Annotated in this window: 13 protein-coding genes; 8 read left to right on the plus strand and 5 right to left on the minus strand. The window is 60.2% G+C overall.

Annotated elements, in window-relative coordinates; translation table 11 throughout:
- Window positions 1-85 precede the first annotated feature (85 nt).
- The 8 genes from APH33_RS03010 (at window position 86) to APH33_RS03040 (ending at window position 14,454) form a co-directional block, all read left to right on the plus strand.
- Entirely contained in the window at window positions 86-1,858 is a 1,773-nt protein-coding gene (locus APH33_RS03010) for a hypothetical protein (RefSeq protein WP_054883723.1), read from the plus strand.
- Window positions 1,855-4,293, plus strand: a complete 2,439-nt coding sequence (locus APH33_RS03015) for a hypothetical protein (protein WP_054883724.1) — start codon at window positions 1,855-1,857, stop codon at window positions 4,291-4,293. Before APH33_RS03010 ends, APH33_RS03015 begins: the two co-directional genes overlap by 4 nt.
- A 48-nt stretch (window positions 4,294-4,341) precedes the next feature.
- On the plus strand, window positions 4,342-6,639 hold the full coding sequence (locus APH33_RS03020; protein WP_054883725.1) for a hypothetical protein: 2,298 nt from the start codon (window positions 4,342-4,344) through the stop codon (window positions 6,637-6,639).
- A gap of 3 nt (window positions 6,640-6,642) precedes the next feature.
- Window positions 6,643-7,398 (plus strand): hypothetical protein, encoded by a 756-nt coding sequence (locus tag APH33_RS03025; protein ID WP_054883726.1) that lies wholly within the window; start codon window positions 6,643-6,645, stop codon window positions 7,396-7,398.
- Window positions 7,326-9,548 carry a hypothetical protein gene (locus APH33_RS03030; protein WP_156351865.1) on the plus strand — a complete coding sequence of 741 codons (2,223 nt, stop codon included), beginning with the start codon at window positions 7,326-7,328 and terminating at the stop codon, window positions 9,546-9,548. Before APH33_RS03025 ends, APH33_RS03030 begins: the two co-directional genes overlap by 73 nt.
- Before the next feature lie 10 nt (window positions 9,549-9,558).
- Window positions 9,559-10,053, plus strand: a complete 495-nt coding sequence (locus APH33_RS27120; RefSeq protein WP_156351868.1) for a hypothetical protein — start codon at window positions 9,559-9,561, stop codon at window positions 10,051-10,053.
- Window positions 10,054-10,090: 37 nt separating this feature from the next.
- Entirely contained in the window at window positions 10,091-10,585 is a 495-nt protein-coding gene (locus APH33_RS03035) for a hypothetical protein (protein ID WP_054883728.1), read from the plus strand.
- A 65-nt stretch (window positions 10,586-10,650) separates the two neighbouring features.
- A complete protein-coding gene (locus tag APH33_RS03040; RefSeq protein ID WP_054883729.1) occupies window positions 10,651-14,454 on the plus strand; it encodes an RHS repeat domain-containing protein in 3,804 nt (1,267 codons plus the stop codon).
- 10 nt (window positions 14,455-14,464) lie between these two features.
- On the opposite strand, the gene APH33_RS03045 is transcribed toward APH33_RS03040, so the two are convergent.
- The 5 genes from APH33_RS03045 to APH33_RS03065 all read right to left on the minus strand — a co-directional run bounded on the left by APH33_RS03045 (window position 14,465) and on the right by APH33_RS03065 (window position 20,282).
- On the minus strand, window positions 14,465-15,538 hold the full coding sequence (locus APH33_RS03045; RefSeq protein ID WP_054883730.1) for a fimbrial protein: 1,074 nt from the start codon (window positions 15,536-15,538) through the stop codon (window positions 14,465-14,467).
- 24 nt (window positions 15,539-15,562) lie between these two features.
- Entirely contained in the window at window positions 15,563-18,064 is a 2,502-nt protein-coding gene (locus tag APH33_RS03050) for a fimbria/pilus outer membrane usher protein (RefSeq protein WP_082433409.1), read from the minus strand.
- A gap of 29 nt (window positions 18,065-18,093) precedes the next feature.
- A complete protein-coding gene (locus APH33_RS03055; RefSeq protein ID WP_054883731.1) occupies window positions 18,094-18,846 on the minus strand; it encodes a molecular chaperone in 753 nt (250 codons plus the stop codon).
- Between the two features lie 97 nt (window positions 18,847-18,943).
- Window positions 18,944-19,483: a fimbrial protein gene (locus tag APH33_RS03060; RefSeq protein WP_054883732.1), complete on the minus strand. Its 540-nt coding sequence runs from the start codon at window positions 19,481-19,483 to the stop codon at window positions 18,944-18,946.
- Between the two features lie 385 nt (window positions 19,484-19,868).
- On the minus strand, window positions 19,869-20,282 hold the full coding sequence (locus tag APH33_RS03065; protein ID WP_054883733.1) for a PA2817 family protein: 414 nt from the start codon (window positions 20,280-20,282) through the stop codon (window positions 19,869-19,871).
- Window positions 20,283-20,343: the final 61 nt, after the last annotated feature.

The raw sequence follows: 20,343 nt of genomic DNA on the forward strand, positions 1-20,343 counted from the left end.
GCCAGTTTCGCCGTCTCTGGCCGGTCGCTATAACTTGCCCACCGAACCACCCGCAACGCCCGTCAGGGCATGGGAGGCATGCAAGATGACCGATTCGCCACAACCGCACGTTCCGCTGCTTGAGGACGAAAACCTTGCCATTGGGACAATCGAAGGCACCGCTCTGAAAACCTGGGTGAACCCCGGCATGCAGTCAGGAGATCCTGTCTACATCAACTGGCGAGGGTGTGGGCCTAACGGCGAGGTGCAGGATGTGGTCGGTGTCGAAAGCCCCATTGAAGTCGACCCAGCGCTGGGGGGGCTCGTTGAAATTCCTGTCAGGGCAATTGAGGCGGTGGCCGGTGGTTATGTGTTCTATTCCTATGCCCCGGGTGACCGGATGGAGCCGGATGCCGAATCGGCACGGCTGTTTTTCTCCGTCGACAACCCGCGTCGAAGAGGAGGGGGGCTGGGTGTTGCGCAAATTGCCGAGTCACATGACCTTGAACTGCTGAATGTCGACCAGCTTGACGACGACCTTACGGTCATGATCCCTCCCTACCAGGCGATGGCAGCCCGTGATGAGCTGGTGATGACCTGGCAGGCATACATGTTCGACACCCCTGAGATGCCCTACACGTCACGCCACGAGGTCACCCTCGAAGAGGTGGGCAAGCCGTTGCGGATCAGATTGCCCCGTGAGCAGGTATGGGACCTGTATGACGGGGACTATGCCGATCTTCACTATGAAGTGACGGTTCAAGGCACTCCTTCGACCCGCTCCCCCGTCCAGCGTTTTGCCATTGTCTTGAACAGCTCTGGCCTGCCGCTGCTGGACGCACCGCGCATCCCGGGGCATGACGGCAGCGGTTACCTGAACCCTGTGGACTACCCGCAGGGTATCCCCCTGGTCGTGACCGTGGACGATGAAGTCCAGCCTGAGGACGAGATCATCCTCCATGCCTCGGGGCCAGACCTTTCGCTACGTAGCCTGCGCACGGACATCAGCAATGTCGACGGCCTGCGTGCTGAGGTCCTGCTGGAACCGCAATGGCTCAGTGACGGCCGTTACGGTCACTCGTTCGTGTTCCATTACCACATCGCCCGGCGTGGCATGGCCAGGCGCTCGGCGCCACTCGAATTGATGTTGCGCAAGCCGCTGTACCTCCCCTGGCCCCTGATCGACGATGCGCGCCAAGAGTCGGGAGAGGAACCTTACCGCGGCACGGTCCATCCGCGCGATGTGCGCTTCGGTGCGAAGGTCCGCATACCGGCTGATGCGGAAACGGCGGGTGCCCAGGTAACGGTGCACTGGGAAGGCGTGAGCAGCACTGGCTCAGCCATCGTCAAGGACCACGTCCCCGGTGATCCGTCCAGCTACCACATCCCGCTTGAAGCGGTGCCGGCGAACATGGGCCATGCCGAGCGCGTGAAGGTGTACTACAGCGCGACGCCGACAAATGAGGCCACCCAGTATTCCCCGCCGTTCGAGCTGTATGTGGAGGACTACCCGCAGAGCAGTTGGCCGCAGCTGCACTGTGAAGGCATCAGCAACGGCCAGATCGTCCTGAAAGATGTGCCGCCCGAAGGCAGCCCGTGCGCGCTCGATGCCTGGTCGTTCATGGCTGCGGGGCAACGGGTGCGTATCCGGGCAAGAGGCTTGAACCAGCCCGGTAAACCTGATTCGACCTGGTTGCGCGATGACGTTCCGGTCAGCGAGGACGAGTACTACGCAGAGAAAGTCAAGGCAGTGCTGCCGCGAACCTTCCTGGAGGGGCTACAGGTGAATCACGAGGTGCTGTTGAGCGTAGAGGTCAGCTTTGACGACGGCCTGAGCTACAAGACCTTCCGCACCGTTTCGGCGCGGCTCGTGCCATGAACCTGCCAATCGAGAACCAGACGATGAACAACAATTCGCTGACTGACTTGCTGGACTGGATGCGCGTCAAAAGCCGCTTGTTCGAGTGGGACATGATTGTTTCGCTGGAACGCACCCGCTACAACAGATTGCTGGCCCAGGAATACATTCGCAGGTTCAACACCAATGCCTACCTCGAACCGTTCAATGAAGAAATCCCGATCCTGGACAACAAGATTTTTCTTCACGATTTCCGTTTCGACCGCCCACGGCTTTCCTTTGAAAACGCCGACCTGAACGATTCCAAGGCCCGCCTGGCCATGTCGGTGGTTGGCGGTCAGCAGGTGAACCTGAAGAAGCAGGCCGGCCGGTGGCTGGTCCAGCGGCTGGATTACATCGGCCCATTGGCAGGGCCGGAACTGAAACTTGCCTTGCGCCTGGGCGAAGTCCCTGGCGAAGTCGCGGACAAAGGAGAGATCAAGTTCGACCTGAGTGACAGTGACGACTTCGAGCTCACCTTCGTCGAGGAGGGGCCGGGCCGGGCCATTGCGGGTGATTATTTCCGTAAGCTTTTTCTAGTGCTCGAGGAAAACCGCCGGGTGTGGATAGCCGGGCAGATCGCGCCTGGCCTTGAGCCCTTGCTCACCCCGCAGAGCTTTCGTCTGCGTACTCAGGCACATCCGGCTAAAGGTGCAGGCGAACAAGGCGATGGGGCGGTGCTGGGGTTCATCCGGATGCAGGGCAGTTACGAAGGCTCGGTGCCCACCAGCGGCTCGGATTTCAACTACCTGATACCCGACGGCGGGGATTACTCGGCCACCGTGTTGCTCAATAGCCAACGGATCGTTGCTGCGGAATTATTGCGCCAGTTTCGGGGGCTGTTGAGAGGGGCGGAGTTCGAACTTCACTACAGCGAAGGGAAGGTCCTCGAAGGCATCACGGCAGTGGCTGGGCATTGGGTCACGGAGTTCGGAACAGAGCATGTGACTGGACGCACAGGCTTGGTAGCGGGTGGACGAGAAGTAGTCCTTGAACTTACCTACCAGGTCCACATCCAGCCTTCCCCATTGAAGGACAATTTCAGGTGTGTCTTCAAAGGCAATCGTGTCGAGCTTGAGTGGCGAATCAAGTCGGTTGCCATGGTGGAGCTGAAAAAGCTCGAAGACACTCACGGGGTATTCAAACCTGGGGACGAAGATGATTACACCGATCTCGATAGACCCTTGGAATGGTTGGTGACTGCCGTTTATGAAATCGCCGTCGGAAATGATGCCGAGTTGCAGCTGCAATCGCTTGAGATTGTCGATCTGAGCCCCGAAGTGGAGCCACCAGAGAAAGAGCCTCTGCTCAACGCAGGGTCCGATGACCCCGGTCCGTGGGTAATGTTGTTTTTGGCATTATGGTACGTCTTCTTTGTTCATGTTTCGGTTCTCGGGATGGGGGATAAGCAACAGAAGGCAATCCGACAGCGTCTGGCCAAGGACATCCCCACCGACCTGCTGACTGAAGAGCTGGTGCACGAAACGGTGCGCCTTAGCTTCAACAATGCCATAACGGACGGCGAACTGTACGCGCCGCGGGACATCGGCATGTTTGGCAAGGTGGACCCCCGCCTTACTGCATTCGAGCTCGAGCCCCTCGAGTTGATCGTGACTGCGGGCTCAGCTGCCCGGCAGTTCACCAGTGGGCTGGACGATACAAAGCTGAATTGGAGTGTGGAAAGCGCCGAGCAACCGAACGCATTCCCTGGGGAAATCCTTTTCGGGCGTTATACGCCCCCTTCAGTGATAGACGGCGACTGGCTGCGGGTGCGCGTCTGCGCCACCGACGAGGTCACCCGCATTACCAGCTCGGCGCTGGTCACCGTGGTTGCGCAGCCTGTGAGCCTGAGCCCTCTGATCGAAGTGATCGGGCTGGGCGAAACCGCTGCCCTGCATGCAGGTGTTCTGGAAGCGCGCAGCTTGCAGTGGCGCATCATCGGCAATGCCCCACACGGCCGTCTGGCGTCCACCAGCGGCACCAGCAACACCTACCATGCCGGCCCAGCCATCCCAGGCAAGGCCTTCATCATCGAACAGGTCGAAGTGGCTGACACCACCATCACCCAGAGCATGTGGGTGATCACACGCATGGCCCACAGCGCAAACATCGTGGTCGATCAGGTCGACCTGCACCGCGGCGAATTGCGCATGCACCTTGAAATTCAGGGTAATCAGCCGCCGGATAACGTCACCTGGACGAAAGCCGTTGGGCCGGGGACGGTCGATAAACTGACCGGAGTGTACCGCGTCGACCCGGCTGGGGTGGGGCGTGTGGCAGTGATCGAAGGCATCTACGACTTGGGGTTCATGCAGTTTTCCGATTTCATCATCGTGCCGCTGCCGCTTCACAACTTCCAGGGCGAGATGCAGGTGGTGTGCGCGGATGTGCGTGCAATCGAAACGGGCCAGGGCTGACAGCTCGCGCATGCAACTGCACCCCTGACGACCAACGAGGAGAACGCCATGTCCGAAAATTCATTGCCATTGCTGCTGGCCTGGATGAAAGATCGTCCCGAACATGGGGATTGGGATTTCATCGCTGCAATGGCGCCAGCGCATCTCGACCGGCTGCTGCTGGCTGCCCACGTTCAGCAGGTCGCGGCAAACGGGGGCGTCGTCGGTATCGACGCGACCATTCCCGTACCCAACGGCCCCACCCATAACCTTTACGGTTATCGACTTGGCGCTCCTGAGCTGGCGCTGAGCCGCCCCTCTTATGAAATCGCCCAGCTTGAGCAGCGTACGCCGGTCAGCGGCGGTGTCGATATCCTGTCGGGCACCCCGCTCGAGGGCATCCTTGCGCTTAGCGCTCATGATCTGCTCGACCCGTTATGGCTGAGTCAGACGCTACCGGTAGCTGGCAGTGATGGGCAGCTCAGCATTGACCTGGCCGATGCCCATCACGTGCAGCTCAGCCTTGGGCGGTCTGCGCCGGAGCGTGAAGCCGGCGCCGAATTCTTCAAGGCGTTTCAGCAAGATCTGCCGCCGGAGCATCGCATCCAGAACCTCGTCGAGTTCGTCGATGACACTGGCAATGCCTACCTGCGCCCGCGCAGCCTTGGCTTGCGCACTCACCAAAGCAAGGCGGATGGCAGCTTGGCGGTGGTGTTTTTCGGTGCGTTGCAGCACGGGCCGCTGGAGGGAGGCTACCCGACCGCCGACTCGGCCTTTCCTTTTCTGCTGACGCCCGAGCAGGGGCTGGAAAACCCACTGACGCTGTTGTTGACGCGCCGTCTGCTGCACCGTGCCGCGTTCGCCGTAGCGGTGGAACAGATGCTCGATGGCGGGCAGTTCCGCTACGACGAGGCTGCGCAGTTGCGCACCGGCATGCGGGCGACCGCCGGCCACCTGGTCAGCCAGGGTGCGCGCCTTGATACCCGGGATTTCAGTTTCCAGTCCGACCAATTCAGTATGCCGGCCGCTTCGGGCAGCGGCGGTCTGCGTGTCGAGCTGCTGGCCGACCGGGCCGAACTGAGCTGGCTGGGAAGCTGCACCTTGGCGTTCCGCTACAAGGCTCATGGAGAGCAGTATTGGCAACCCCAGTTGGAGGTCACGTTCGACTTCCACCTGCAGCAACGCTTCGACCTGTTCAAGCCCGAACCGGATGAGGCAGACGACGCAGTGCTGCTCGGGCAGGTAGTGTGGCCGCTGGCCGAGTCACCGGAAGTGACATCCGTATCGGGGCTCCCACGCAACCTGCCGGAAGCGACCCTGGGTCAGATGCGCCAATTCTTTGCCCTGACACTCAAACAGGCAGTGCTCGAGCGCCTGGCGCAGCGTCTCACCGCGCGAATCCCCGAGCAGGTGCAGGCCGCCGTGCGCTGGTCGCGGCATAGCCAGTTTGCCGCCGGTGAGGCACAGATGCCGCATGGCGTGGCGCTGTTCGGTCAGCTTCAGGGGATAGCCGCCTTGCGTATCACTGAGCCTCATGTGCTGCTGGCGCCAGGGGATGAGCATCAATTCGAGGTCGACCCGGCATACACCCAGCCCGTCAGCTGGCGTGTTGCGCTCGCGCCGGGCAGCAAAGGCTCACCGGGCACCATCGACCCAGGCACCGGCCGATATCGGGCACCTCCGCGAAATGCCATGCCGGCTGATGGTGTACGCGTGCTGGTGATCGCCCAGGGTAGCGGCGGCGCGGTCCAGGCCACCGCGCTGGCCACGGTATTGCGGCAGCGGATTACGGTAAATCCGCTGATTCGCGTGTGCTATTTCGAAGACCAGGTGGATTTCACCGCAGGTTCACTTGGCGGCGCAGCACTGAACTGGTCCGTGGCCAACCCCGGGCCCGGCAGTGGCAGCTTGACCCCGGCGCCAGACGGTGCTGGCCAGCGCTACACCGCGGGCCAGAAGGTTGCAGGTGTGCCCTTCGTGATTGACGAAGTGCAGGTGCGCGATCCGTCTTCCGATGCCGACCCCAGCTCAGCGCACATCCTGGTCCTCCAGGAAGTGCCAATGCTCAGCGTGAGCTACGAGACGCTACCCAACGGCAACCTTCAATTCTCGGCACATTTGCAAAACGGGCCGGGCCTCCCCGATGTGCAGTGGGTGCTGCAGTTGGGGCCCGGTGAACTGCGCAACGCAGTGTATGTGCCCGACCCGGCCAGCGCTGCGCACTTTTTGCTGGTTACTGCGGCCTATGAATTGCCAGGCATCGCCACATTCCATGGGCACCTGATTCTGCCATTGATCGAAGGCTTGCCGCGCACAGCGTCAATGCCGGGCGCGGACAGTCCCGCGCAACCAGCCGAGCGAGGATAAGCCATGGCCAATTCCAAGGAACAACTGCTGCAAACTATGAGGCGGGGCACCATAACCCTTGGTTGGGGAGCAGTCGCTGCCTATAGCCGGGGGCGTCTGAACCACCTGCTTGAGCAACAGTACAACGAGCGGCTGGACACCCTGCGGTTCTTGCCACCCTTTTCCCAGACCGTGCACAGCGACGCGGGCATGCCCCGTCGCCTGGCAGTGTCCGGCCTCTCTTTCGGCACGCCCAGGCTGTCGTTCGTCAACGCCGACCTGGAGAATTCCAGGGCCCTGCTGACCCTCAATATCATCGCTGGCACATGTACACTGTTCGATGACGCCAGCCAGGCGTTGCTCTGCACATTCAGCGTTACCGAAGCGATGGGCTATCGCCTGGAAATGGACATCGAGCTCGAACAGGTGATAGGTGAAGTGGACCGGCGCGGCAGGGTCAGCCTCGACCTCACCCACGGTGCCAATATCAGCTGCAACCTGTTCGACGACCAGCTCTTGCTCAACCAGGCTTTGGCCGAGGCAATGCAACAGTGGTTTCACGGCTTGCCATCAACGGTCAGCGCATACGAACTGGGCGGCGTCGAGTTCGATGGCTACGACCCGCTTTCGCCCAGCCGTTTCATCCTGCGGACCCAGGCGGCCCCCGGTGCCCGCGTGCCGGGAGCGAAAACTACGGCGACGGTGCGGTGCTGGTATTCATCCGGGTACTGGATGACAACCAGGACGGCGCTGCGCCTGATGCAGGTTTCCCTTACCTGATTCCCGATGGTGACTATTCAGCCACGCTGGTGCTGGCTCAGCGCTTGCTCGATCAGGTCCGCGAAGGTCATCTCGAGGTGCTCAGCAGCTTGCTGTTCCCCGACACCCACAGCTTTATCGAGAACGAGCGGCACACCCCCCATGACCTCGCGGTATTTGGCAATATCGATCCGTTGCGTACAACCTATCGGGTCGAACCTGCCGGTGTGGTGCTGCAGGCCGGTGGCACCCAGCAGTTCGTCCTGCACGACGGCCAAGGCGGGGTGGTGAAGGCCAGCCGCTGGCGGCGAGTATGCCTTTCGACCCATAGCGCCCAGGGGCATGGGGAGTTTGTCGGCGATGGCTTGTACAAAGCGCCCGACCGCGAGGCCGTCGGGCGTGACGGAGTGGTCGTGGTGATTACCGCAGAGGTCGACAGCGGCACACCTGACCAGCCTTTTGTGGCGTCGACCCGGGCATTGGTGACGTTCGATGCGATGGCCCTGTGGCCGCAGGCCGCCACTTATGAGGCGGGGCCACAGCAGCAGATAACCCTGGGTGCATGGGACGATGGGGCTGACATCGAGTGGGAGCTCCTTGAGCCGGTGCATGGAGAGCTGGCGGAACTGGATGGTCACCGCGCCGTTTTCGTGCCCACCCCCCATGGGCCTGCCCGGCCTGTGGTTGCCCAGCAAGTCCGCGCCCTGGGCCAGGCGCAGGGGTTTTCGACGGTGTTGATGGTCAATGCCCAGCAGTTGCTGAGTGTGGAGCCAGCCTATGTGTCGAACCTGCAACCAGGGGGCACGACCCAGCTGAGTGATGACGCCAGGTTCTTGCCTGGCTTGCGCCGCCGCTGGCGCAGTTTGTCCGGTAACGGGCGGGTCGATGACTACGGCTTGTTCACCGCAGGCACACAGGCTGATACGCAGAGCAGTATTGCCCTGTGCGAAGTGCTGCACAACGCCGTGGTCTATGCCACTGGCCATAGCCTGATCAAGCAGAGCGAACGAAACGAAGAGGCCACCTGGAAGGATCTCAACACCTTCACCATCAAGGTGAGCGGTGGGGCGGACAATGAACGCAGGGGCGGTTTGTATAACAACGGCTACCAGCAACTGGCGCTCGAAGTGTTCATCGAAACGGCGATCAATGATGGCAAGGAATACCCGCTGAGCGTGCAGGAGCGCGCCAGCCTTACCCTGTACCTTGGCAGCACGCCTGAGCTGGTCGATTTTCTGGATGAAAACGAAGAGGGCATAGGCGCGCAGCAGACCCTGCCTTGGGCGGTGCGCTTGACCACAAACCGTTTCGACCTGGCAAATGCCAACCCGCGGCCCGCAACGCCGGTCCAGCCTTTGAACGATCGGCAGTGGACCACCAATCTGTACCTGCACAGCAAGCTGGAGGTGGGCCGTTCGGGAACCTTCTTCGCCCGCATCACGCGGGACGACAACGAAGCAAAGTCCTCCAATGACACGACTGACCCTAACAGTACGATCGTGGTAACGACGTTGCCACAACTGCCGCAGCGCACCGAGGACTACTCGCTCGAGCGTATCCGCGTGGCAGGTGGCAGCCGAGGGCCGCGCGACCCCGAAGACGACGATTTCGATTTCCATCTGCGGACCGTAGATTATTGGAAGTTGCGCTATCAGCATGCCGACTTCGTCAGTTGCCACATCGTGTCCATGAACGGGAACAAGATAGACCCGCTGACACTTGCAAACGTGTCGATGATCCGTTGGGAAAGCGAGTACATCGCCGAATTGATGTTCAGCTACACCGGCGTGATCTTCCATGACCGGATGCACGGGTACCCCGACTATGTGCAGTTCGACAAGAAGATGCAGGGTTTGTCCTCGTGGCAGAAATGGGGTGACGAGGATTTGGCGGTGGACAACAGGCACTACGAAACAGGCTCGCTGGTCGTGGTCAACGTCCGCGTGGACGACATGCCGTTCATTCCCGCCACCAACGAAACTCGAGCACTTGTTTCCAAGCCGCTTGTGTTCGAACTGCGGGACGTCAAAGGAAATGTGCATTATCGAAGGTTCAGCTACCTGAACGAGGCGTTCCCCCACCACCGTGACAAGTTGGAGCACATCAGCGTTAAACCCGATGCGGCCAGGCCGGCCGGTCGCCTGACGCTTTTATTGGATCGCCCGCACTGAGGGTACAGACATGAACACACGCTTTTCATTAACGCGCACATTGATGGCGACCGCCCTCGGTCTGGCTCTCTGGCCTGCGCTGGGACATGGGCAAGGTGCTATCCAGTTTGCTGAGAGTCTCAATGGAGACACCCCAGGCGGAAGTAGCTGTTCGATTTCACTGCCAGATAAATATAGCGCGGCGGAAAATATTCAGGGTACGGGGAGGTGTGACGAGCCTAATTATCATTATTTTCGATTCGACAATGTGAACTCAGCGGCAGTGGTAGAGTTCTGGGATCGGTTTGGTTGTGGTATGAGCCCTTTATTACCATACTCCAATGACATTACGTTAATCGTAAAAACGACCAGTAATAATCTAACGACGAAGTGGATCGCATTCTCGGAGCTTGAACTGGCTACCGTGGGAGAGCCGGGGTCTCCTGTGGCGGGAGTCATGTTACTGGCTAAAGACAGAGTGGGAAAAGACACGGGCATCAGTTGTGTGCGTTTCATGCGCCCATGAGGGATGTCTCAGCATCAATTGCAATGAGGAAACCTACATGGGCTCCCGATTTTTATTAACACGCACGCTATTGGCCGGGGCTTTCAGTCTGGCCCTCTGGCCGTCACTGGGATATGGACAAGGGTCTATTGAGTTTGCCGAGCATATCACGAATGGCCAACCCACTGGTGATCGTTGCTCGCTTGAACTACCAGAGAAATACAGTGACCGGCGAAATATCAACGAGCTGAGCGGCTGCTCATCAGCCCCTTATTATGCGTTCAAGTTGAATAACCTGAGCGCAGGTGCCGTGCTGCAGTTCTGGTATCTGGCTGGTTGTGGCATGGGTCATAATATTGACGTAAACCGCGTATTGCTCATCGTACAGACGGTCCAGCACGATGTCACGACGGAGTGGATGGAATTCAAAACGCTTCAGGATGCGGATCCGCTGAATAAACCGATCAACGTGGACGGGTTGAGGTTGTTGGCCTCGGAAAAGATAGCGGGCGATAATTGGGGTATAGGTTGCGTCCGTTATATGCGCTATTGAAGTGCTGTCAGTAGTCCATTCTTCTGTTTTGGCTTGAGAATCGCAAACTTGTGGGAGTATCGTTTATGACGACCCAGCATGCCGTGCACTCGAACGCTTTCAACTTTATGAGTTTCATCGACGGTGGTGTCGACCCGCGCACCGGCCAGTACAATGTCACCCTCAAGTTACCGGCCATCAGCGGCAATGCCTTGCAGGGGCCAGAGTTCGAACCCAGCCTGTTCTACAGCCCGCTCAACCGTGAAGACTCCGGTTACGGCCTGGGCTGGAACCTGCAGCTGTCGCAGTACACGCCACACAACCAGGTGTTGTCGCTGGCAAGTGGCGAAACCTACAAGATTACCGACCGCGGCAGCAGCCCCATGGGCTTGCTCGAACAGAAACTGGCGGGTTTCTACGTCTACGCCGAAGGCGATGGCCTGCGCGTGGAGCATCGTTCGGGGCTGGTCGAGATACTCAGCGAGCAGGGTAGCGCCGAACATCAGGTGCTGATGACCAGCGAGCTCAGAAGCCCCCTGGGCCGCCGCCTGTACTTCACCTACAGCCGCTTCGACAGCCGCTATCCAGTGCTGGAAAACGTCACTGATGACAGAAACGAGGTGTTGTTCAGCGTACTTCGGGAGGGCAGCCGACTATTCCTGCGCGAGCACCCTTACAAAGGCCCGGGCGACCAGCCCCTGGCCACCTATCAGCTCAACCTCGGTGGCGATGGCCGTGTCGATCGTATCGTGTTGCCAGGGACCGATGGTGGCAGCTGGCGCTTCACCTATGGCTTCAAGCTCGGTTTCTTGTGCATTACCGAAATTGGTAAACCCACCGGTGCGCTCGAAGAACTGAAATATGACGATGCCGGGCATCAGTTCCCGCCGGCCAGCCTCCGAACGCCCTTGCCGCGCGTTACCCGCCACCTTATCCATCCCGGCTTCGGGCAGGCGACACTGGAGCACGAGTACGATTACAACTACAACAATGACAACCATAATTTCATCGGTGGCGGTACTACGATTCCGTGGGACGACAGTTCCGCCCTGGATAACCTCTACAACTACCTGCAGCCCTACGAGTACGGGTCAAATGATCATCTGCTGGTGGACAAAGAGCGGGTCCGCACCATCGAGCGTCGCTTCAACCGCTTGCACCTGATGACCCGTGAAACGACGATCCAGAACCAGCACAGCCAGGAATCGACAAGCTTCTACGATATTGCCGACGGTAAACCTTTCGCTGAGCAGTCTCCGACTTTCCAGTTGGCCTATCAGCAGAATCGCAGCTGGTCGCAGCCGGGTCGTGTCACGCGCACTGAAACCACTCTCAGCGCCTACGACAACCACGGCAACCTGATCAGTCGCACCCTGCCCACAAGGGTACAGGAGGTCAGCGAATGGTATGGCGCAGGGGAAGAGGATGGGCACCCGGCCGACCCTGCGGGCTTCGTCCGTCATCTGAAACAGACGACCACCTATCCAGCTGCGGGTGGCGACGGCCAGGCCCCGCAATTGTGCAAGCGCTACCGATATCGCACGCTTGAAGCGCTGCCTGGTAGCGAGGCTGCTCCGGCGCACGTTGTTGAGTATGAAACGCTGTATGACCTTGCGGGTTCCACCCCCGAGCAAGCGCTTGAAACTGTGTTTACGCAATACTATGGCGACAGTGCCGAAACGTTCACTTACGGCCGGGTCAGCCAGCGCCAGGTGAGCTATGACAGCGAAGATACGCAGGCCACCTACACCACCACCACCGATTACCAGTATGGCGATGCGCTCGCGACCTATGCTGCCGAACCGGTGCTGGTGACCACGCAAAAGATCATTGGCTACGATGGCCAGGCTCGAACGGTCCGGCTTGAACATTCGCTGCTGACCGGTGAGCCTCTGCTGACCACTGACAACAGCGACGTGACGGGCGCCGACGATATCCAGATACGCTATGAATATGACGCCTTGCGCAGGGTGACGGTCGAGACGGTTGCCCCCGGCTTGGCTCACGAGGCCTCGCGGCGGTACGAGTACCGCCTGAGTGCCGAGAATGGGGATCAGGCCGGGCAATGGCAGTACGATGTCAAGCAGGTCATGACCACTACTTGGCTCGATGGCCTGAACCGAGTGATCAGCGAGGAGCGCCAGGACATCGATACCGAAGGCTCCAAAGGCGAATCCCGGCCTATCTACAGTGCCAGATTCGATGCGCTGGGCCAGCTGGTATCAGAAACCGAACTGGACTGGCTGGGCGCCGCAGATCTTGCGCTCACCCGTGAGTTCACCTATGACGACTGGGGCGAACAGTGCGCGGTGAAGGGCCCGGACAACGTTACCCAGCATGAAGAAACCGACCCGATCGGCACTGCTGAATCGGCAGGCCCCATCACCATCAGTTGGCGCGAGGCTACCGACGGCACGACCACCGGCCGAACCGTAACGTGGCTCAACCTGTTCGAGAAAGCTACCCGTATCGAACGCTTCGCTCCGGGTGAAGACACACCGATGAGCCGGCAGGTCAACGCTTATGATGGCCTGGGCCGCTTGACCCGGGAGACCGTCGGGCTCGGCGTGGATCCACAGGTCGACCGGTATCGCTACGATGTGTTCGACCGGCTGCTGGCGCATACCCTGGCAGATGGCAACGTGGTGCATCGGCAATACGCCCCTCACAGTCGTGAAGATCTGCCGATCACCATCGCCGTGGGCGATACCGTGCTCGGCAGGCAGACCTTCGATGGCCTCGATCGCCGAACCAGCGCCGACACGGGCGGGCGGGTTCAGCGTTTTGACTATCGCCCAGGCCAGCAACGACCTTGGCGGATGATCGCTGCCGACGGCCAGGTCATTGAATACGAGTATCAGCCATCATTGACCGAGGAACCCTACAAGCGCGTACTGGCAGGGGTCCCGGCGAACTATGTGCATGATCCCAAGAATGCGCGCCTGGTCAGCTGTGACGTACCGGGCATGCGCGTGACGCGTGATTACTTCAGCAACGGCCAGCTCAAGGAGGAGCATCGTTTCGTCGGCGAGGGGGATGGCGAGGTGGACTATCGCATGACCTATGCCTTCAGTTACCGCGAACGTATGCTGGGTTACGAAGATGTGCAGGGGCAACTTCAGAGGTATAGATACGACACTGCCGGTCGCCTTTGCCAGACCCAGCTCTGTCGTTTACCCACAGGCCAGCTCCCGGCCTACCGGGCGTTGTCGGAAGAGCCGGAGCTGGAAGTGCTAGTGCAGGCTGATTTCGAATATGACGTGTTTGGCCGCAACTGCAAGACCACCACCTCTGATCTGCACAGCGGCCAGGTATTGAGCACCCTTCTTGAGTATGACGCGTTCGAGCGCGAGAGGCTGCGCACGTTCGAGTTCACCGACGCCAGCCAAGCCCTCGAACAATTTTACGACGACCAGGACCGGCTGACCCGGCGGGTACTCAGCGAAGGTGAGGCGGTGCTGCGGGATGAGGCGTACGACTACGATCGCCGTGGTCACCTTATTCTCTACACTTGCACCCCCGATAGCCCACTGGCGCCGGTCGATCCCCATGGCAAGCAAATTACCCGGCAGACCTTCAGGTTCGATGAACTGGACAACATCACGCGGGTGATCACCCAGTTCCCCGGTGGCAGAAACGTGGCCGAGTACTTTTTCGACAACCCCGATCCAGCGCAGCTCAGTTCAATCACCAATACCCATGAGGACTACCCGGCTGGGCCGATCGAGTTGCTGTACGACGCCAATGGCAACATGATCCGTGACGAGTCGGGGCGCACGCTGGAGTACGACGCACTCAACCGCCTGCAGCGGGTCGAGACTGTGGAGGGCGAGGCGAGCTACAGCTACGACCCGCAAGACATACTTGCGGGCACCACCAGCACGCAATGACTGCCGTGGGTCAGCGGTAGCGAATGGTGAAGTTCAAAGCGCCCCTGGCCAGGCCGGCCCGCACTTGATGCTGCGGGGCGGTCTGGTAAAACTGCGCGCTGAAGTTCAGCGTCGTGGTGCCGTCATTGATCGGTACCAGGTCCACTTCGCGGCCCAGTTCCACCGGCTTGCCCTCGTGCATCAGGCGGATGCCCACGCCTTCGGCCTCGGAGTCGGCGCTCAGGCTGAACACCCCGGGCCTGTCCGGGCCGACCGGTTGCGAGCCATTCGCACCGTGCAGTTCGATGGTGGCAAACGTGCTGTTTTGCGGGTCGGTCTGGCAGGCACTGAGCTTGATCTGAAACGCCTCGGGCGATGTGGTGGTGTGCTCGGCGGTGAAATGCGAAGTCCCCCATTCTTTCAGCCGCACCGGGTTGGCGCTGACCGCGTTGTTGGCAAGGCTGCATTGGGTATTGAACACATGGCCTTTCAGAAAGTAGATGCCCGCATGACCGATGTCGGGATGGTTCAGGTGGATGTTGAACAGTGGCGTATCAAGACGGTGCACGCCCGGTGCGATGTCGCCGATCTTGATCAGGGTTACTCTGTGGTACATGCCTCGCCACCTGAAATTGAGGAGCCCCATGCGCCTGGTATGGTGGGCCGTGAACGGCACCAGAGGGGGGCCATCGGGCACGAAGTTTTGCTCTCCCGGGCCTATGAATGGCGCCCCGATTTCGATCTGTGCACCGATCCCTGGAATATTGGTGTGCAGCACAGGGCCTTCGATGTTGGGTAAATAGACTACCGGCTGCAGAGTCGAGAAGGTAGCCGTGTAGTGGGCGGTGCCATTGTTCTGGCACTCGACCGTGCTGGTGTGGCCAGGAGTGACCAGCTGAGGACGGCCGCTGTCACTGTGCAGATGCCGGCCGGGGAGGGCGTCGCGTGGAACATAGATGGTGTTCATGTTCCTTTCATAGTTGAACATGCCTGCTGGCCCGTCCCAGAGGCAAAAATTGGGGAAGTCATCCGAAGCCCGTGCCTGCGGACCATGGACGGCGGCCAATAGCAATAAAGTGGCCAGTGCTGGTTTGATGGCATTCATGTCAAGGCTTCCAGGTGGGCGCATTCAGGCGCAGGTCAAGGTCTGCAGGCGGTAACCATCGGTGGGCTCGATGTTCTGTGGGTCGAGGTCCAGGCCGCATCGCTGCTCTTCTCGTTCGCCCCAGCGCACGGTCACGACCTGTGGCTCGGCCAGGTCAAGCATGACTTGGCCAGCCTGGCCGACCAGCCCCAACCTGCCTCCCTGAGCATCCACGACCTGTGCGCCGAAGGGTATGGGCTGGCCGTCAAGGTGCTTCAAGGTCAGGACCAGGCGGTTGATCTGGCGAGCGGCAAAACGTTGCTTGACCACCGCGCCGCGCCTTGGCACCACCTGGGCGGTACCGTTTTCCAACTCGACGTCGGGGCCCAGATGGTCGGTATCCAGCGTGAGCTGGTTGACCCGGTACGGTTGCAGCCCCGCAACCATGGCGTAGCCTTTGGCGTTGGTGCGCGCACCATGGCCGTTATGCACGCCGACTCCCGCCACGCCCGGGACCTCCACGAGCGCTGCGGTATCGCCCAGATACGGCCCGGCCAGCAATCCATCATCGTGTAGCAGCAATGCGCCGCTGGCGTTGACAGACAGGTTGCGGTACTCGCTGGCTTCGGTCACCCCCAAGCCAACGGAGGCATGCGTGCCCGAGTGGTTGAGCGAGACCGCGGCTGCGTTGCGGCGCTGCTCGTCCTGGGCAATGCTGGCGGTGTAGCTGTTGCGATAATCATCGCTGCTGCCGCTCAGCGAGGCGCGATGGTTGTAGCCGTTGCGGTTGTTGAACAGGCTGTAGGAGGCGTGGGTGGATGCGCCCAGATCCAGCGGCATCGACATTGTCAGGCTCGCTTGCCGGCTGCTGTGGCCGCGGTCGGACAGGGAGCGGGAAGCGGCGAGGGTCCAGCTGATGCCGGCCTGGTAGGTACTCAGGCCCAGTTGATACTGGCGCTGTTTGCCGCTGCGCTGCCAGTAATCTTGCTGCGACCAGGTCAGGTTCAAAGAATGATGCTGGCCGAACTGCTGGAACGCCGAACCTTCCAGGCGGCTACGTCGGCTGCCGGTGAATGCACGGCTGTGGCTGCGCTGGTTCACAACCTCGTCGAAATCGCGGTAACCGATGGTCGAGTAGCGGTAACCGGCAAAGCGCAGCGAGGTGCCGGTGAAGAACGCCTTGCCGTATTTAAGGGCATAGCTTTGCCCTTGTACCTCCCCACCTGCAGTTGGCCCCACATTGCTGCGGGCGTGGGTGACGTCGAAGGCAAGTGCACCCCACTCGGCGAAGTCCCGGCCCACGCCCAGGCTGCTCGCCTGGTAATAATCCCCGGCCATGATGCCGCCATACACGGTGCTGTTCCAGGCCATGCCGATTGCCAGGGTGCCCTGTGCCAGCCACGGTTTGTCGACATCGCTCGATGGGTTGTAACGGCCCAGCGTGGCGCTGTAGCGCCATACCCCTTCACGTAGCAAGTCGCTGATGCTCGAGTAGGGCTGGGTGAATCGCTTGACCTGGCCATCATCCTCGGTCACGACGATTTCCAGTTCGCCGCTGCCGGACGTGCTGAGGTCATCGATGACGTACGGCCCGGGGCTGACATAGGTGGAATAAACGGGGTAGCCGTTTTGCCATATCTCCACCTTGGCACGGGTTTGCGCAACGCCGCGGATCACCGGCGCATAGCTGCGCAGCACATCGGGGAGCATGCTCATGTCCGAGGCCACGCGCACGCCGCTGACCGGTATGCCACGAAACACGTCGCTGTCAAGGAATGTCTCGCCCAGGGTCAGGTTCGCCCGTGTGCCGGGCAGGTCCCGCTGGGCGTAGGTCTGCCCGCGGGTCCACTGGTTCTGGTCGTGGCCGTCATTGCGCCAGGTGTTGCTGCTGCGCAGGCGCCATTCGCCAAGATTGATACCGCCGTTCAGATACACGTCGCTGCTGGTGGTGCGTCGACCCTCGCGTGCCCGGTTGTGTTGGGCAGAGGCTTGGTAGTTGACGAAAGCTGCGTTGATGCCGCTGTCCCAGCGGGCTGGGTCGACACTGCCTGCGACCTCCCGCCGCATGGCGATCTGGGGTACGGAAATGGACAGCCGCAACTCGTGGCTTTCGAAGCTGATGAGCGCGCCGGGAATGACCGCAGGCAGGTCTACACAGGTGGCATTGGGCAACTCGGGGTCGGCCAGCGCGTCAAGCTTTACCCCAAGGTCATTCAACAATGGCCCTGGCAGGCAGGGATGCAGTTGCCCATCAGCGCCTGCGACAAAGTCCAGTTCATGCTGGCCAAGGTGGTCGAGGTTCATCAGCAGGCTGACTCGGTAGCGTCCGGGCACGAGAGTCTGATCGCTTGCCAGGCTCTCCAGCAGCACGGTGCTGTCCCCTGTACGCTGATCACCGACCTGGCGCAGAAAGCCAGGGTTGAAACGCAGGTCCGGTGGTGTCTGGCCTACCACGGTCGTGGCGTACAGGCAAAGCCCTGTGAGCAGGCACGCAGAGGCATGAGGCGAGCGGCCGGGCGCTCGTCGGTCGGGCGAAATCAGGAGCATGAGAAGAGTCCTCGCCTGTGGGCGGTCGACTAGGGTTCGAGCGTGACGGGGCGGGTAGTCGGTGTGGTGTAGCCGCCGAAGTCGTTGATGATGCCGAAGGTCACCTTCATGGGTGGGCGGGGGCGGATGTCCAGTGGGTAGGCCATTGTGCTCAATGGCGCCACCATTGCCGGGTTCTTCAGCATGCTGGTCTGCTCGCTGTCGCTGACCTTGAGGTGGCTGAAGGTGATGTGGAATGGCGTCGGGTTGTTCACCAGCAGCTGCACCCCACCATTTGCCGTGCCCAGGGTGAATTGCAACTTGTCGATCTGCCTGGCTGGCGTGCCTTTGATCGAATGGGGCCGGTAGAACACTTTCAGCCGGGTTCGCAGGGCAATGCTCAGGGCATTGGCCTGATCGGGTTCGGCCTGGGGGATCTCTTGCACATTGAGGTAGAACAGGCTCTCGCGGTCGTCAGGCAGGTCATTGGGCAGTGCATTGAGTTGAAGCAGTTGTTCGTTGCCCGGGGCCAGGCTGAACAACTGGGGTGAGGGCAGTAGCGGAACCGGGCTGGTGTTGTCGTCCGCTTCGGTATTGACCCAGGCTTGCACAGCGAATGCCTGGGCGCTGGGGTTGCGGACCACGATCGAGGTGCTGCGTTTGTCACTCTCGTGAACGATGCGGGTGTTACTCAGGGTCAGGGCTGCCTGGCTGGTATTGGCGCTGATAGCCAGCCACAACCCGGTCAGGCAGGCGGCCACGGCCGCTCGGGCGCGGGGCGCCACGGAAATCAAATCATGCATGGAGAGGGGACCTGTGGAACCAGGCGCAGCTACACGCCTGGCGAATAACGTTTGTACAACTGATGCACAGCGTCCGTGGCTGTGCCGGTCGCTGCCGTTACAGGATGTTTACGGTAAAGCTGACGTCAGCAGAGGCCACGCCCGCTTCGACACTGTTCGCGGTGGAGCGGTAATAGGCCATGAACGGGATGATGGTCTCGCCGCTTGCTGCCAGTGGCGTGTCGGCCGTAGGTACACCCGGCTTGACCAGGCCATTTGAAACGTCGCGCACGGCGATCACTACGTTTTTCGCACTGTCATTACCTGGGTTCAGGTCGAAATAGTCGCCGGTGCTGCTGGCACCGCTGAACATCACGTTGGCTTCGTTAGTTGCTCCCTTGCAATCGGCGATATCGGGGATGACCAGAGAGAAACCTTTGCCTGCGTATTCCTGGCCGGTGGCCGTGAACTTTACTGCTGGCACAGTGCCCATTTTCACCACGCTGCTCGAGGAGCCGTCGTTGGGGTTGCGCACATCGATGGGGCAGGTGTCCTGGGTGATACGGCCTTCAAAGTTGATGGTGCCATTGGCGAATGCCGAACTCATGCCGGTAGCCGAAAGCAGGCCGAGCGAAAGTGCCAGAAGAGACTTCTTCATACTAATGAACTCTTTTGAATAGTTAATGGAGGTGAGGGGCTCACGCTAAGTATATGGAGAACTTGGCGTGTGCCTGAACTCGAGAAAAATGTTAGCGGTTGTGAAGTTTTAAATGCAACGATAGAGTTTCAAATTGATATTTAATATTTTTTTAATGCAGCGTTAGTATGAGTTGGTGCGGTATGAAATCTGAATTGGTTGTAGGTGCTTTCAAGCAGTCTTGTGGGATGTTTTAAGTGTCAATCGGTGAAAGTTATGTTTTTTGTCAGAAAGATAATAAAACGCAAATGCTGGTTTGCGTAAGAAAGATCAACATCGATTGTAAGGTGGAGGGTGCACGGCGGGAGGGGCGCCTCATCAGAGCACGAGGCGCGAGGGGATGAACTCAGTGCCGGGTAGGTTGTTCGCCGGCAAGTGCGAGTTGATGCTTCTCCGTCAGCCAGTCAAATGGCTCGCCGTTCTGTTCGGCTTCAAAGCGACGCTCTTCCAGCTGCTGATACAGCGCCAGTTCCTCTTCCGGCATGAAGTGCAGGCAATCGCCGGCAAAGAACCACAACAGATCACGTGGCACCAGGTGGGCGATTTGCGGATAGCGCTGTATCACCTGGCAGATCAGGTCCTGGCCCAGGTACTGGCTTTGCAGCGGGTCCTGTGGCAACAGCGTCAGCAGTTCGTCGAAGCGTTCGAGGAACAGGGCGTGGCTTTCTTCCGGCACCTGCTCTGCCTCGCCCAGCGCCACCAGGATGGTGCGCAGGTGCTGGAGCAGTTGCAGGTGATATTCCAGGTGGGGGTTGGCCATGGAATGGGTCCTCGGTATGGCTGAAACGGGGTGCGGAGTATACGCCGCCCCCCCGATGCTC

This window comes from Pseudomonas sp. NBRC 111130 (assembly GCF_001320485.1).
In the GTDB taxonomy this organism is placed as follows: Bacteria; Pseudomonadota; Gammaproteobacteria; order Pseudomonadales; family Pseudomonadaceae; genus Aquipseudomonas; species Aquipseudomonas vlassakiae.

Bases quoted from the DNA above. Each gene is read 5' to 3' on its own strand.
- APH33_RS03035 (WP_054883728.1), top strand. From the start codon at position 10,091: ATGGGCTCCCGATTTTTATTAACACGCACGCTATTGGCCGGGGCTTTC.
- APH33_RS03065 (WP_054883733.1), bottom strand. From the start codon at position 20,282: ATGGCCAACCCCCACCTGGAATATCACCTGCAACTGCTCCAGCACCTG.
- APH33_RS03055 (WP_054883731.1), bottom strand. From the start codon at position 18,846: ATGCATGATTTGATTTCCGTGGCGCCCCGCGCCCGAGCGGCCGTGGCC.
- APH33_RS03050 (WP_082433409.1), bottom strand. From the start codon at position 18,064: ATGCTCCTGATTTCGCCCGACCGACGAGCGCCCGGCCGCTCGCCTCAT.
- APH33_RS03040 (WP_054883729.1), top strand. From the start codon at position 10,651: ATGACGACCCAGCATGCCGTGCACTCGAACGCTTTCAACTTTATGAGT.
- APH33_RS03060 (WP_054883732.1), bottom strand. From the start codon at position 19,483: ATGAAGAAGTCTCTTCTGGCACTTTCGCTCGGCCTGCTTTCGGCTACC.
- APH33_RS03015 (WP_054883724.1), top strand. From the start codon at position 1,855: ATGAACCTGCCAATCGAGAACCAGACGATGAACAACAATTCGCTGACT.
- APH33_RS03010 (WP_054883723.1), top strand. From the start codon at position 86: ATGACCGATTCGCCACAACCGCACGTTCCGCTGCTTGAGGACGAAAAC.
- APH33_RS27120 (WP_156351868.1), top strand. From the start codon at position 9,559: ATGAACACACGCTTTTCATTAACGCGCACATTGATGGCGACCGCCCTC.
- APH33_RS03025 (WP_054883726.1), top strand. From the start codon at position 6,643: ATGGCCAATTCCAAGGAACAACTGCTGCAAACTATGAGGCGGGGCACC.
- APH33_RS03020 (WP_054883725.1), top strand. From the start codon at position 4,342: ATGTCCGAAAATTCATTGCCATTGCTGCTGGCCTGGATGAAAGATCGT.
- APH33_RS03045 (WP_054883730.1), bottom strand. From the start codon at position 15,538: ATGAATGCCATCAAACCAGCACTGGCCACTTTATTGCTATTGGCCGCC.